At 55.7% G+C, this 14,886-nt stretch carries 14 protein-coding genes; 1 reads left to right on the top strand and 13 read right to left on the bottom strand.

Going from position 1 to position 14,886, the window contains the following annotated elements; genetic code table 11:
- Window positions 1-40: 40 nt before the first annotated feature.
- Complete coding sequence (locus tag M5D89_RS05725; protein ID WP_248884878.1) at window positions 41-2,365, bottom strand: TonB-dependent receptor; 2,325 nt, start codon at window positions 2,363-2,365, stop codon at window positions 41-43.
- 241 nt (window positions 2,366-2,606) lie between these two features.
- Here M5D89_RS05725 and M5D89_RS05720 point away from each other — a divergent pair, with 241 nt between their 5' ends.
- A complete protein-coding gene (locus M5D89_RS05720; RefSeq protein WP_248884877.1) occupies window positions 2,607-3,515 on the top strand; it encodes a LysR family transcriptional regulator in 909 nt (302 codons plus the stop codon).
- On the opposite strand, the gene M5D89_RS05715 is transcribed toward M5D89_RS05720, so the two are convergent.
- The 12 genes from M5D89_RS05715 to M5D89_RS05660 are packed head-to-tail and all read right to left on the bottom strand — an operon-like array spanning window position 3,512 to window position 14,884.
- On the bottom strand, window positions 3,512-5,134 hold the full coding sequence (locus M5D89_RS05715; RefSeq protein ID WP_248884876.1) for a gamma-glutamyltransferase family protein: 1,623 nt from the start codon (window positions 5,132-5,134) through the stop codon (window positions 3,512-3,514). The genes M5D89_RS05720 and M5D89_RS05715 overlap by 4 nt on opposite strands.
- Complete coding sequence (locus tag M5D89_RS05710; RefSeq protein WP_248886442.1) at window positions 5,131-5,727, bottom strand: NTP transferase domain-containing protein; 597 nt, start codon at window positions 5,725-5,727, stop codon at window positions 5,131-5,133. The genes M5D89_RS05715 and M5D89_RS05710 overlap by 4 nt, the downstream gene beginning before the upstream one ends.
- Window positions 5,728-5,743: 16 nt before the next feature.
- Window positions 5,744-6,130, bottom strand: a complete 387-nt coding sequence (hpxZ, locus tag M5D89_RS05705) for an oxalurate catabolism protein HpxZ (protein ID WP_248884875.1) — start codon at window positions 6,128-6,130, stop codon at window positions 5,744-5,746.
- 10 nt (window positions 6,131-6,140) lie between these two features.
- Window positions 6,141-7,517 carry an AtzE family amidohydrolase gene (locus M5D89_RS05700; RefSeq protein WP_248884874.1) on the bottom strand — a complete coding sequence of 459 codons (1,377 nt, stop codon included), beginning with the start codon at window positions 7,515-7,517 and terminating at the stop codon, window positions 6,141-6,143.
- An 11-nt stretch (window positions 7,518-7,528) separates the two neighbouring features.
- Complete coding sequence (locus M5D89_RS05695) at window positions 7,529-7,726, bottom strand: DUF4089 domain-containing protein (RefSeq protein WP_248884873.1); 198 nt, start codon at window positions 7,724-7,726, stop codon at window positions 7,529-7,531.
- Entirely contained in the window at window positions 7,701-8,663 is a 963-nt protein-coding gene (locus tag M5D89_RS05690) for an XdhC family protein (protein WP_248884872.1), read from the bottom strand. The genes M5D89_RS05695 and M5D89_RS05690 overlap by 26 nt, the downstream gene beginning before the upstream one ends.
- Window positions 8,660-9,742 carry a cyanuric acid amidohydrolase gene (gene atzD / locus M5D89_RS05685; RefSeq protein ID WP_248884871.1) on the bottom strand — a complete coding sequence of 361 codons (1,083 nt, stop codon included), beginning with the start codon at window positions 9,740-9,742 and terminating at the stop codon, window positions 8,660-8,662. Before atzD ends, M5D89_RS05690 begins: the two co-directional genes overlap by 4 nt.
- A gap of 9 nt (window positions 9,743-9,751) precedes the next feature.
- Window positions 9,752-10,327: an ureidoglycolate lyase gene (locus M5D89_RS05680; RefSeq protein WP_248884870.1), complete on the bottom strand. Its 576-nt coding sequence runs from the start codon at window positions 10,325-10,327 to the stop codon at window positions 9,752-9,754.
- A gap of 3 nt (window positions 10,328-10,330) precedes the next feature.
- A complete protein-coding gene (locus M5D89_RS05675) occupies window positions 10,331-11,188 on the bottom strand; it encodes an FAD binding domain-containing protein (RefSeq protein WP_248884869.1) in 858 nt (285 codons plus the stop codon).
- Window positions 11,188-11,640 (bottom strand): (2Fe-2S)-binding protein, encoded by a 453-nt coding sequence (locus M5D89_RS05670; protein WP_248884868.1) that lies wholly within the window; start codon window positions 11,638-11,640, stop codon window positions 11,188-11,190. Before M5D89_RS05670 ends, M5D89_RS05675 begins: the two co-directional genes overlap by 1 nt.
- Window positions 11,637-13,877 carry a xanthine dehydrogenase family protein molybdopterin-binding subunit gene (locus M5D89_RS05665; protein WP_248884867.1) on the bottom strand — a complete coding sequence of 747 codons (2,241 nt, stop codon included), beginning with the start codon at window positions 13,875-13,877 and terminating at the stop codon, window positions 11,637-11,639. Before M5D89_RS05665 ends, M5D89_RS05670 begins: the two co-directional genes overlap by 4 nt.
- 8 nt (window positions 13,878-13,885) lie before the next feature.
- Window positions 13,886-14,884: a phosphorylase family protein gene (locus M5D89_RS05660; protein WP_248884866.1), complete on the bottom strand. Its 999-nt coding sequence runs from the start codon at window positions 14,882-14,884 to the stop codon at window positions 13,886-13,888.
- Window positions 14,885-14,886: the final 2 nt, after the last annotated feature.

Below are 14,886 nucleotides of genomic sequence, written 5' to 3'. Positions count from 1 at the left end.
CATTGTACAACCAGGGCAAATGGGTATGCGTAAATTTCCTTTAGAATTTCACTTGCACAGTGCCGAAGAAGGATCTTGGCATCATCGGTTCGGCCTCAATATAATTTCCCGTGCCGGTGGTGTAAGCAAACTGCTTTTCCATGACATACGCATCAGAATTCAAGAGATTCACCCCAGTGAGGCTCAGGGTCACGTCGTCAATGCCGTCCTCATGCACCGGAAACTCGTGTGATAGGTTGAAGCTCATGGTTGCGTAGGCGGGCATACTATACCCAGTTGGTGCACCAGTACTCGCCTCAATATATTGTGGCCCAACCAGATTCGCATAAAGCCGTCCCTTGGTACCAGCATAGTGCGCCAGAACCCCCATACCCGCCAAGTAGGTGGGCGTGTTGGGACGCGGCTCACCAATGCTCGTCGATACCCCGTACTGACTGGAAGAATTACTGGTGTATTGGGCGTTTTGCAGGGAGTAGTTGCCATAGAGAGAAACATAGCGATCCAAGGCCACCTGGGTCGCGATATTGATGCCCTGATATTGTGACGAGCCAATGTTGTATTCATAAGTCAGTCCGGTCGTCGTGTCATAGTATGAGCTAAACGTGTGCACAAAGTCCGAGCGATAGAATGAAACGCTTACTTCCACCGGACCATGATGATATTGGGCACCAAACTGATAGGTGTTCACCCGCTCTGGTTTAATGGTTACTGGGGTGGAAGGGCTAGTCGTAGTAGCATTACTGTCGGCAGAATAGAACGCGGTAATATTCGGATATTTGTAGCCGACAGCATAATCAGCAAACAGCTTTACCGAGGGTATGGGTTTATATTCTACTCCCAGATAGGGACTCAGTTCACTATAGCTACGCCCGCTGCTTGCGCCAACCGAATAGTAGTATCCAGGAACATCATTGAGATGCGTATACATTGTTTCATATTTCAATCCTGGCGTAATTGCCACCGAGGATACTGGCTTGATCTTTGCCTGCGCATATAACTTGCTATACATGCGCCAACCATGCTCATTCCAAAGATCATTATAGCCAGATATCTTTGGCACGTCGGGAGAGCCGTATACAAAGTCCTGAGAATGATAGGTCGAAATCATGGCCAAACCACCGGCTTTGAGGTCCACATAGTGCTGAAACCAATGCACCGAGGGATTCACACCGAACGTGTTGGTTTCATAAGTATAGCTATGGTAATTATCGCCATTGATGGTTTGCGCTTGGCAAGCTGCCGAGCTGTTACCCATGAAATCATTACCCGAATACTGACAGACCGTTTGTGCTGGATTGAGGTAAAAAGTCACAAAGCTATTGTAGGGCGAGCTCGCATTGGGATTGACATACTCCAGGCGATCAGAATTGGAAAACGCATAGAAGGCCTTCACCCCTAGAACAGTGTCTGCTGAGAGCAAGGTTTTGTTCTGTAACACCGCCATCATGTGTTCAGTCTTGCTATTGGAATAGGTAAAACTGCTCGGCCATTGATAATAGCGACCATATTGGTCCAGAAGCGCTGTGGGCATTCGGGCCGGCGTCGCGCCCTGATTCTTGTTCAGCAGAAAAATCAGCGACCATTTCGATGTGGGAGAGATTTCCGGCAGATCATAGGCAGCATAGTAGGAGTATTGACGATCGTGGGCGCCGTGCAGGTAGCCATCGGTCTGTCGTGACGAGAAGCGGGCGAAGAGGTTCCCGTATCCTGCCTTAGCCCCCGTGTTGACCTCCGCGCCATAGTTCAAGGTTGCAAAGGATCCATAGCCACCAAAGACCATGCCGTAAAGCTCTTTGCCCGGCATCCGCGGCAGATAATCGATGTTGCCGCCAATGGCACCTACCGAGTTGATGTCAGGGGCTGGTGTACCGTAGGTGACTCGGATGCCAGAAGTCTCGCCCAAGGTCACCGGGATCAAGTTGGTCAAATCCGCATAGTTATTATTGCCGCCCGACAACCCACCATTGAATAGATCGGCAATCGGCAAATTATCAAAGGTATAACCGACCTGGGTCTGCGAAAAGCCGCGGACCGAGATGTGGGTCTTGACGCCAATCGGATTGGTGCTAGTTGCGTTGATACCTGGTACAAAACTCAGTATCGTCGACGCGTTCTGTGTAGATTCCTGCCCCTTGATGAACTCTTTGGGGATCAGCGCCGTTTCAGCACCATAAACGGGCTTGACATGGGTCAAGGCTGCCTTATCGACCATACGCAACAGATTCTTTTTTACGCCTTGAATTTCGTAAACCTTACCAACACCTTTCCCGTCAACCGTTGCCAATGCTAATTGTGGTAACACAGTAGTTATCGAGAGAGCTGCTAACACACTCAGCCTCAATGTAAACTGGCGATTTTTACACATCAGTCTTCTCCTGTTTTTCATATTTCTAGGCTTAGCAATATTCATGCCGAAAACATACTGGAAACAAGCCCTTTATCTATCCCTGGCAAACTATTTTTCGCACCATAAATGTGCGCACAAAAACTATACGCACTATTATCGTGCATCGATCATTTACTTATGGTAACGATACAATTAGGTAGAATGGACAAAAAGTGCTATTTTTGTTCCCATCTGTTGCAACTTATCGAACGGTTTACGCATGCGCCATCTTCGACTCTTTCAGTACATTGATGCGATCGTCCGCGAGGGTTCTGTGCGGCGGGCCGCAGACAAGCTCTACGTCACGGCTTCTGCCCTGGATCGGCGTCTACAGGACCTGGAAGAAGAACTGGGCACCCCGATCTTCGAGCGCCACGCGCGAGGAATGCGGTTGACGGCTGCCGGTGAGATCTATGTCAACTACATCCGCCACCATATTGCGGAGAGTCAGCGCGTCCAATCCGAGATCCACCGTTTACAGGGAATGCAGCAGGGTCAGGTGGCTATCGCTGTGAGCCCTGCGTTGGCGACAGATTTCGTCCCCAGCGTGGTGCGCCTGTTTCGTGCGCGGCATCCGGGGATCTCCTTCTTGATCAGAGTGGCTCAGCATGAAGTTGCCATGCAACATCTACTCAGCTTTGACGTCGATCTCGCCATCATTATCGCGCCCCCCAAACATCCGGATGTATTTGATTTGGCAGTGGTGAAACAGCCATTGCTCGCGGCCATGGACAAAAATCATCCGTTGGCAAAGATAGGCTCAATACGTCTTAGCGATTGCCTACAGTATCCTCTAGTGCTTCCGTCAACTGGCTTGACCACGCGCGAGATGCTGGAAGGCGCCCTGCATCACTTGGGGAGAGACGTCAGGATTGCTGCAGAAACCAACTCCTATGAGGTAATGCGGGGATTACTCCACGGGACCGATCAAATTGGCTTTGTGCTTTCCACAGGACGGTATCAAAGAGAAAATTCGAACTCCCTGCTCTTTCGTCCAATCAATGCACGGGAGATTCATCCCGTGCCCATCATCTGCGCACAACTTCGCAATCGGGGGCTTTCGGTTCCCGCAGCGCAGTTTTCGCATTTGGTCATTCAGGAAATGGAAAGTATGTATATGGAAGACTAGGTGGGGATTGCCCCTGGCCCAGCGACACCACCATCACTGCGTGGGTCCGCGGCCCCTATCCAGCTGCCATCCTGCAGAGCACGTAAAATGCCGGCATGCCCCATCAAATCGCTATAATTGGGCACGAGCTGCAGGGTGTGCCCCCATTGTTCCAGGCGTTTGCAAACATTTTGATCATAGCGCGACTCGAGCCGCAGCGCGGTGACGGGATTCCCCCAGGTGCGTCCCAAGAGCCAGCGGGGCGCATCTACGGCCTCTGCTGGCGTTAGCCCCTGGTGCAGATGCCGGAATAGGAGCGCCGCTTGGGTCTGCGGCTGACCATCCCCCCCCATGCTCCCATAAGCCATGTGCACCCGCCCAGCGCGGCCATAAAGCGCAGGGTTTAGCGTATGAAAGGGCCGCATACCCGGCAGCAAAGCGCGTGGGCTATCGGGATCGAGCGTAAAAGCGCAGCCACGATTATTCCACAGTACACCAGATTTGCCGGCCACGATCCCACTACCAAACTCGTGATAGAGACTCTGGATAACGCTCGCTACACGACCTTGGCCATCGACGACGGCAAACCAAGTCGTATCCCCCAACCCAGGCTGCCAGGCAGGCAATAGGGGGATAAGTCCATTGCGGATTTCCTCCGCTTGTAGATCTAGATAATTGCCCTCTAACAGTTCATGCCAAGAGGATGCTGAAGCTCGGCGAGGATCATGTACCACTTGATCCCGCACGGGAAAAACACGCCGCGTGGCCTCCACCGCGCCATGCACCAGTTCCGCACCCAAGGGGTCGACGGCCGCCAAACCCAATCGCTCCATGATCCCCGCAATCATCAACGAGGCAATGCCCTGGCTAGGCGGTGGAAGGTTGTATAAAATCCCGTCGGCAAAGGGTAATTGCAATGGCTCTACCCATTCGGCACGGAAATGCTCCAGATCTTGCAGATCTAACAGGCTCCCTTTGGCGCGCAAGCCCGCTATCATTTCTTGGGCCAACTCTCCGGCATAAAAACTGGCCGGCCCCTCATCCATCAGGCGCGTGAGGGTCCGCGCCAAGGCAGGCTGACAGAAGATCTCCCCCGCTCGCGGCAGCCTTCCTTGGGGAAGATATTGCGCACAGAACTCCGCATCGGCCTCGAGATCATGACGATACTGCCGCAGGGTTCGATCCTGATTTGGGCTGACAGGAAACCCTCGTGCTGCAAGATCATGTGCAGGCGCCAGGAGTGCAGACCAATCGAGAGAACCATCCCAATGGGTCTGGGAAAAGGTCTGTGCCATCTCCCAGCCACGCAACATACCGGGCACGGTCATTGCGGATAGGGCCCCGCGAAAGGGAATGTTACGCAGCCCGTGCGCATGAAAGACCTTCGCGTCGTAGGCGAGACCTGACGGACCGGCGGCAAGCAAGCCTCGTACAAAGGACATCCTGCCATCGGAAACCAGCCAGAACGCATCGCCGCCCAAACCCGTCATGTGCGGATAGACAACGGACAACGTTGCAGACACGACGATCGCCGCTTCTATGGCGTTGGCACCCCCCGCCAAAGCCTGTGCACCAGCCTCTGCCGCCAGGGCATGGGGCGCCGTAACCAGCCCCTGCCTTCCCTGTGCCAAAAGCATCATGAGCGCCGCGCCCACACCCGCAATTGCGCTCTCGCCTTATTCCACCCCTGCGCGTCATTCAGACGCGGAAAACTACGAAAGCGTCGAGTGGGAAGATTGGCCAAGGCGGCACCCGGCAAAGACTGCAACAACTTGTCCAAGCGCTCACCCTCCCCAGCGGCACGTATTTGTTGGGCCAAAACCTTTGCGATCAGTACCGGATGCCCGCCGTGCCCATGCTGATCCACCAAGCGCGCTGCCATGACGGAAGAAATATGCAAGGCCCTGCGCAAGCGTCGTAATTCGGTATTTGCTGGCAGCTGGGTATCACTCTGTACTAACAGTACTGCGGTCGCTGCAGTATCAGCCGCCAGGCGTACCGAAGAAAACGGCCCAAGCCGTGCCGCTTGGAAGTTCACCCGGCGGTGTACCCGCAATCGGCAGCAACGCCATAAACGCCGAGATCTTTGGCCAGCAATCACCCGTATAGGTGCAAAGCCTGCCCAGTGCAACCGCCGCACCTGGTCCTCCAACCAGGTCCAACGGCTACCGGGAACCCGACGGCAGGACTTATGGACGCGCCCGGAGCGCTGGGAACGCCCGGCAGCAAGGATGACTGCGGGAAGCAGATCACGAACCCTTTGGCATCAGACTAACGTGGGCTGCCACCACCCGCCAGCCCACGGGGGTACGCATCCAGGTTTGACTCTGCCGCCCATGTACCGCGTCTCGCAGGAATTCCGTATTAGCGGTAGCAAAATCTTCGCCATAGGTGGTAATCACCGTATTTACCAATCGTCGCTGTAACGCCTGTCCCGGCCGACTCGCCCGAAACGCTGCAATGGCGGGATAGCCATACAGATTCTCGGCGATTCCATAGCGCAGGGTATGCTCAGAATCCCAAAAGATCTCGTCCAGCACTTCCACATCATTCTCTACCAGCGCTCTCTCATAGCGCTCAAAAGCCGCCAGTACCTCGGCATGCACATTCGGAAGATTGATTTTTAGCGATTGCATGACATTCTCCTTAGAATTGCGGTACAGCACTGACAAAACCACGGTCCTCCAATACCTGGGCCACCTGTAACGCCTTGGCTTCCTGCCAGGGCGCGGCAATGATTTGCACCCCGATGGGCAACGATCCCGACACCGGCACACTGACCACTGGTAACCCCACGAACGAAAACGGTTGCGTATAGAGTCCCAAGTGCGGGCGCACCAGCATTTCTTCGCCATCAAGCTGCATGGTTTTCTGCCCAACCAGCGGAGCGGTCATCGGGGTTGAGGGGGCAAGAAGGATGTCGTACTGGGTAAAGATCTCCCCGACGATCTTCTGGAAACGGGCTCGCACCCGTTGTGCCTGCAGGTAGGCCGTCGCAGGTAATAGTGCGCCAGCGAGCATGCGGTCGCGCACGTCCGGGTCGTAATCCGCAGGACGGGTTCGCAGATTGGGCAGGTGCAGCGTGCTGCTTTCGGCATTGGTAATCACGTATGCCGCTGCACGGGCCATTGCCACCTCTGGAATCTCGATGGATGTCTGAACGCCCAATGCATCCGCCACCTGTCCCAAGGCCTCCCGCGAGGCATCCGTCCCTTGCTGCACAAAATACCCACCCAACATGGCAATGCGCAGATCAGGCGCCAGTTCCGTTGCCAACGTGCCCACCGGTTCGACTGGACGATCTACTTGGGCGGAATCCCGATCGTCAGAACCTTGCAGGGCATCGTAGGCCAGCGCCAAATCTTGCGCGGTGCGCGCCATAGGCCCGACGTGGTCCAGACTAGGGCAAAAAGGAAAACTACCGCCACGCGATAAACGCCCGTAGGTGGGCTTGAGGCCAAAGACGCCACACAGGGAGGAAGGCACACGGATAGAGCCGTTGGTGTCCGAACCTAGCGCTAGAGGTACCAGTCTGCCACCAACGGCAGAACCACTGCCACCACTGGAACCCCCACTCATGCGACGTAAGTCGTGCGGGTTGCGTGAAGGGCCATAATGCAGGTTTTCACCGGTAAAGTCGTAGGCATACTCGCCCATATTCAGGGCTCCCACCAGGATCGCCCCCGCTGAGGACAACCGTTGAATCAGGGTAGCATCCGCGACTGCTGGCGGAAGATCGCGATTGATTTTGGAGCCGGCCAAGGTTACTTTCCCTTGGATGTCGAAGAGGTTTTTTACGGCAAAGGGGACCCCCGCCAATGGTCCGGGGTTTTTTCCTGAGGCTAGCAACTGATCGATCCGCGCTGCTTCCTCACGCGCCCTTTCTGCGGTTACCAAAGTAAACGCGTTGAGCTCAGGATTCTTTCGGGCAATCCGCGCCAGAGTTTCTTCGACAACAGCACTTGCGCTCCAGATACCAGCACGCACCTTCTCCGCAATTTCCGCGGCACTTGTCCAGTCCATAGCAAGCTCCTTCAAGCGCGGAAGATGGGAGCGAAATCATCTTCCATCTGTAACGGTGCAGCTTGCAGAGCTTCTGCCATCCGCAAGGATATCTGCAGGTATTTTTTCACTCCGGCCATATACTCTTCTGCAATTGATAAACCCACGACGGCACCCATCTCCTGCAAGTAACGGTCCAGTTCTTCAGGCGGGATCTTGTAATCGGACATGTTCCTTTTCCTTTTTCTGTCGAGTGTGGTGACGGAGCTGCAATAGCTCTCCAAGCACGCTAACGGCGATCTCTGCGGGTGCCTTACCCATGCCGGGCAAGCCCATAGGCATATGTAATACGGGAGACAAGGCCCAACCCTCGCGCTGGGCGGCATGACGAAAACGTGCCGCCTTGGATTTGCTGGCAATCACCCCGAGATAGGCCAGGCGCATACAAGAAAAGTGTCGCAATAAGGCGAAGTCCAGAGCATGGCTGTAGGTCAAGATCAGGACTGCCGTCTCTTTTCTGGGCTTGGGCAAACTCGTCAGTTCCCAGTCCCGGCACAAGCCTACATCGCGTGGAAAGACACTTGGGTCCAGCCATTCTTCCCGCTCATCGAACACCGTTACGGCGAAGTCGAGCCCCGGGGCGAGCGCCGCGATGGCACGCCCGACATGGCCTGCCCCAAAAATCCACAGCGCCTGTCGCTGTGGACTGGGCATCAGGAATATTTCGGTTTCCATACTCCACGTCGGCGAACTGGAAATCGCTTTTACTGGCTGTGGTGATCCCAACACCGCATCATCACTCTCACCGCCACGAAGCTGCAATCGGCCTTCTTGCCGCTGATACCAACGGCTCGCTCCTGGCCGGTACAAGGGCGCAAGCTCCCCCGGCACCTGTACCAGAGCGACATCGACCACGCCCCCACAGCATTGGTCATTCTCACCGCCAAGAACAAAGCGCTGTTGCCACCAAGGCGGCACAGACCGCGTCCTTTCCAGCGCTTGCCGAACGCTATGTTCCAAATGACCTCCACCGAGATTGCCAGCAATTCGTCCATCCCGGTGCAGCAGTAGTTGCGCACCCACCCGTGTCGGTGCCGAACCATAGACCTCGGTGACCAGTGCCTCCCAAACGACGACGGGCATAACGGATTGTGCGTCGGAGCTCATGACGTTCTCGCAATGATGGCAACAGGGCCACCACCTAACGGACCCTGGTGCTCGGCACGGGTGGAGACATAGATCGCCGATTCCCCCAACACCCCAGCCAAGAGGCTGGAAACGACACTGCGGGAATGACGCATGTCAGAGATATCTCCGTCGGTCCACATGGTATGCCGGCGACCACGGACAACGCCGCGTGGATCGGCATCGGACTTGGCAAAGGCGCCCAGGACACGGGCGCTAGCGTCTGAGGGCAACTGGCCATGGACAGGCTCCAGGCCCAACTCTGCCAATATCGGGTAGATCGCGCCGACATCCAGAATGTCGCGCATCACCCCGTGCGCAATCTGCAGATCCGCAACCCAGCCTGGGGCATTCGCAAAGAGGCAGATTTCCGAGCGCAGCAGTGCTGGCTTCGCAGACACACTCGCGCGAGTCGAATACTGCGACCAATCCCGATTGATCATATCGTCGTGCAGGGCATCGCCAGACAGTTCGCCGAGAGCCAACGCTACCCCCAGTGCTGATGCCCCCCGTGACCAAGCCATGTCGCAACGCCACTCTCGCGGCCCACGCTGCTCCACATCAGCCGGCAGCGGCGGAATGGCCCCCTTGATCTGCACCAGATGCACATCCTCGGCATCAACCTCAAGTTGTGCTTGCAATGCCCGCACTACCCGGGCGGTTTCAAGAATCATCGGCAGACGGCCTGCCTCTTCCGGGGCGAATGAACGGGTATGCCCCACTGCCAGAGCCAGGCCCTTTTCCCCAGCCGAAGCGGGGGTTTCATCCACAGTCAACACTAGGTAATGCGGACAGGTCACCCCTTCCGTGCCACCGGAGAAGGAGAGGACAATGCGGTCTTCTATTTCTTCAGCCGGGCAGTCCAGAAGCGGTCCAAGCAAGCGACCCAAGGCCATGATCGCCAATCCCCGACTGAAATCGTTGATGGCACCATTGCCCTCGGTCTTGCCCAGGATAGCGACGATCTGCTGTGGCCGGACTTCCCCTGCGGCAATCGCGATCGCGAGACCGCTGACATCCGCAGGATTGGTGGGGAAGAAACGATGAACCTGGCTACGCATGGATGAACCTCAGAAAGGAACCCGCAGTACCTTACCCGTGCGCCGCTGGATGTCGATTTTGTAGACATCCCCAGTGTCCATTTCATCGGCGGATTCTGCAGAGGCTAACGCGGTCACCACCTCGTCGGAGTTCATGGTAAGCACGGTCACCGGCTGACCATCAAAGGCCATAGGGAAATCGTGCCACGTCCCCACGTGTATCATCACGCCATGCCCGGCGGGGATACGGAAAGCCTTCACACTCTCCAGTTGCGGAACAGACTCTCCCTGCAAGTGATTAGGCTTGCCAAGCACCATGACAAAAGGAGAAGCCCCCAAGCCAACAAAGATTTGGCTCATGGCCTGATGCCGCTCTAACCAGGTAATTTCGGGACTACGATGGGAAATGCGTGCCGTCCGCACCACTGCGCGTCCGGTATAGACAAAATCGAGATTTTGTCCTTCCTCTACGCTTCCCTGATAAAAGGGGATGGTCAGCCCAGGGGAAAAGACCTTTTCCGAAATCATCACCCCATAATCCTTCAACGCATCCTCGCTGGCATCCACCAAAGGCACATTAACGATTTGCTGCTCCATGACTTCCATGATTCACTCCTGCGTAATGGGCGTATGCAACGCCTCCCAAACCAAGCGCCCGGCAATTTCCCGGCGATAGGTATCGCTGGAACGGATATCCGATAACGGCGCAATATCCTGGATCAATGCATTCTGAATGCTCTGCATCGAGATCTGCTCTCTAGTTTTTCCAGCCAATGCGTGCGCAAGATGCACCGCCAACTTTGGCGTGGCAGAAACGCTGGAAAAAGCAAAACGGGCTTCGGCGATAACACCGGCTTCTGTCCATTGAATCACCGCAGCCAGCCCCACCTTGGCAATGGCCTGGGCAGCACGAGTGCCTACCTTACGATAGTAATGACAGAAATCCGCGGGTATGGGATGTAGTCGAATTCGGGCAAGCAGTTCCGCGGGCCCCAAGGCCGTGCGCCGGTAATCCAGATGAAAGTCCCGGTAGGGCAAACTTCGGCGCCCTTGCGGACCAATAATTTCCAATTCGGCATCATAGGCCAGCAACGCGGGAGCGTTATCTGCCGCTGGTGACGCATTACAGACATTCCCCCCCAAGGTGGCACGATTCTGAATTGCCGGCGCACCAGTTTGGGACGCCGAAGATGCGAGATTGGGCCATTTCCTCCGTACCCGCGCGTCCGCCTGTAATTGGGAGAGCGAGACACCCGCACCAATACGCAAACTGCCATCGCTAGCTTCACAGTATTCCCGCAACTCTGCGATACCACTGAGATCCAGCCAATCTTCTGCACCATCCAAGCCACTACCGCGCCCGACCATGACGTCGGTGCCACCCTGGATGATCTGCGGCTGCCCTGGATGTTGGCGGAGAAATTCAACTGCAGCCGCAAGACTACTGGGACGATACCAGTCACCCATCAGGCCATCTCCTGCGCGGCTTCCGCCACGGCTTCGTAGATACGCCCATAGCCGGTGCAGCGGCAAAGATTACCGCTAAGCGCCCAACGAATCTCTGGTAAGGTCGGGGTGGGACAGGTCTCCAACAGGGCTTGTGCCGCCAACATCATCCCTGGCGTGCATATGCCACACTGCGTGGCTCCACAGCGAGCGAAACTGCGCACCAGGGGCGATTCTGCGGACACCCCTTCAATCGTTTGCACCCTGGCACCAGGTAATTGACCAATGGGCACCAAACAGCTGTTCACCAATTCGCCGTCAATGCGCACGGCGCAGGCACCACACTCCCCCTCGCCGCATCCCTCCTTGCTGCCGGTCAGAGCAAATTCTTCGCGGAGCACATCCAGTAGGCGAGTTGGTGCCGGAGACTGGGAGCAAACGGGCTTCCCGTTCAAGATAAATTCGATACTCATGATTGTTCCTCCGCCGCGATCTCCAAAGCTTCGAGCAGTCGCTCTGGTGACGCAGGAATCCGGGAGGGTGCCACACCCAAGGCATGATGCAGCGCATTGACAATGGCCGGCGCGGGGCCATCCATAGGCAATTCACCAATGCCCTTGGCACCATCGGGCCCGGCACCCAATCCCTTTTCCAAAAAAACGACGTCGATTTCCGGAATGTCTGCAGAGGTCGGAATGATGTAGTTTGTCAGGCGATCATTAGCCATGATCCCCTTATCGTTCCAGACTATGTCCTCGAACAGGGCCCAACCAATCCCCTGCACCACACCCCCTTCAATCTGTCCCTGTGCGATCTGTGCATGTACCGCCTTGCCAATTTCTTGCACCGCCGTGAAATGTAACAAGCGGGTTTCCAGCGTCGTCACGTCCACCTCGATTTCCGCCACATAACAGGCCCAGGCAAAACTGGCATAGGCACGACCCTGGAAGTGCTTCTCGTCCCAGACCATCCCGGTGGGAGCCTGATAGGTCTCGGTGATACGCCATTCTCCACCATGCTCGGCGCAGAGTGCGGCACAACTCTCGACATACGGCTCTGCTGCGAAATGCGCAAGATCCAGCCCACGGTCCTCCAAGGCATGCCGGAGTTTCTGGGCAGCGGCCGAAACCAAGCCACCCACCACCATACAGGTCCGTGAGGCTACCGTTGGTCCAGAATTGGGAACCCGACTCGTATCTACGGCAGGAAAGTGAATAAAATCCAACGGAACGCCGAGGGCCTCCGCTGCGACTTGGCACAGCGTCGTAGCAGCGCCTTGCCCCATTTCAGTATTGGAGCAGAGAATCTCCACCGTCCCATCAGGCTGCAGGGCGAGACTGAGTCGAGAGGCAAGGTACAGCTCTCCATTACCCGTAAAACCTGCGCCGTGGGCAAAACAAGCCAAGCCAATGCCCCGACGCGTGTTGCCAGCACCTGCGTTCCATGTTTCGTAGGCGGTTTTCTTCTCCTGATATCGACTGCGCAGCAAGGCAATGTCGAGCACCTCTTCGGCAAAACAATCGTGACTCTGCCGATCACTGGTGGCACTGGTAAGCCCTGGCCGGAGAAGATTCTTCCGTCGCAACACGGCGGGATCCATTCCCAGTTTTGCCGCGAGACGATCCATGGCGATCTCGATGGCAAAGATGCTCTGGGGCGCACCAAACCCGCGGAAGGCGCCAAAAGGCGGATGATTAGTGAACACCGCCCGTCCTCGCACGCGGATGTTCGGGCAATGGTAGGGTCCGGCGGCATGGATCACCCCACGGGATAAGACCACCGGACTCAGGGTACGGTAGGACCCGCCATCAATGGCAAAATCCATATCAATCAAACGTAACTCGCCATCTCGGGTGGCGCCCAGGCGGATCAGAGTGCGCGACGGATGCCGCTTAGGGGTGACCCGTAGATCCTCGCCGCGCTCATAGACCAGTTTCACCGGTCGACCTTGCGCCTTGAGCGCCAACAGAGCGGCATGACAGGCAATGACCGATGGATAATCTTCCTTACCGCCGAAGGCACCGCCAGTAGTCGTCTGCACGACCTGGACTCGCTTCTCCTCCCATCCGAGGCACTGGCGCAGGGCGTCAAGCACATAATAGGGGCACTGCATCGAGCCCTCTACGCGCATCCGCCCATCGGACATGACCTTCGCAATCATCCCTTGCGGTTCGATGTACAACTGCTCCTGCGCCGGCGTCTCAGCGCGCAGTTCTATGACACAGTCACACTCTTCGTCACCCGCGGCCAGATCCCCTTTCTGCAGTAGATAGTCCGTGTAGGTATTCTGGGGAATGACCGGCCTGTCAGTCATCAAGGCTGCATCGATATCCCAGACGGGTTCCGGGCCGGCGCGCTCGTCTAGGTGAATCTGGGACAACGCTGCATGCAACCGTTCCCGATCCGGATGCGCCAGCAACAAAACGGGCTCTCCAGCATGTCGATACTGCTTATCCACCAGGATTGGTTGATCATCCTCGATGAATTTCACGGCGTTTTTTCCTGGGATGTCGCTGGCCCTGACAATAAGGTATTCCGACCAATCCCAATCCTTCGCAAAATGCACCGCTTCCACCAAGCCTCCCGGCAAGCGCGTCCGAATCGTCGCACCGTATAAGGCCTCTGCAGGCTGCAGATCATCCACGTAGATCGCTTGCCCCAAGATCTTTTCCCGCGCGTCGCGGCGGGCAGGCTCGCATTTCTTCGTCATGGCTCAGCTCAATCTTTCTGTAGCAAGATTTTAGTAATGATCGCCTGCGTAACAATTACCGCGTTCTTCTCTGCTAGCTCACCAGCGTAGAGATCACCTTTCGCCCAGATGCTCTCCTCCGTTTCCCCTGGAGGCGGCACATCGATGTCAGATATCCCACGAACAGAAAGATAATTTTTAGCCAACCCAAAGCGCGATAAGGCAGAAATATCGCCAAGATCTTCCATCGCCGTGTTGGTATATCTTCCAGTGCCCTGCGTATACATTTTCACGATTTTCTGCGCAATTTCCTGATTCTCCTTTCCTATCCAGAAGTCATCTCCGGTGATCGTCGCACCCACCAGCACTTTTGGCTGCTTTTGCAAGTGAAATCTATCATCCAAACCAATTGCAGCAGAATCATTGCCTAGTTTAACTGCGCTCGCAGCGCCCACTGCCATTGCCAAAAGCCGGGGATTGATCCGATAGGCGAGGTTTTCCAGAGAATTCTGAGAGTAGTTTGTACAATCAGATGGTTTGCTATATTCCTTCGCGTAATTATTGCAACCTGGAGGTGACCACGCCAATTTTTTCTGGTCCGATAGATAATGATGACCAAATGCCCAGGAAATGATCCAATCATTGATATATACACTACCCAGGGGAGAATCGGGTTGATCCACTCCGCCGGCAATTCCGCTGCGGATAAAGATGGTCTTGCGAACATCAAGCTGGGCGTCTTTGACAATACTGGTAACTGACACCGCAGCGTTAATTTCTCCTTCGCCAGTTTCGGTAACGCAGACGCGATCCTTGCTACAAATAAGCGGGCGTATCAACCCAGCCACCTGCATCGTACGATAATGATACGGGCTCAGCTTTGTCCAGGCGTGCCATTCTGGTGGAAATGCTGTTAACACAATCACTTTTGGCGAATATACCACTGTTTCCCGCGCAACCGCAAAAGCAGGAATCAGTGCAGCGACAATAACCGACGTGCACAACATAATCGCTCTTTTCTTCATCATTA

It is taken from the genome of Acidithiobacillus acidisediminis, assembly GCF_023277115.1.
In the GTDB taxonomy this organism is placed as follows: Bacteria; Pseudomonadota; Gammaproteobacteria; order Acidithiobacillales; family Acidithiobacillaceae; genus Igneacidithiobacillus; species Igneacidithiobacillus acidisediminis.
Note: the sequence above shows the minus strand (reverse complement) of the source record. Positions and strands in the feature narration are given on the sequence as shown.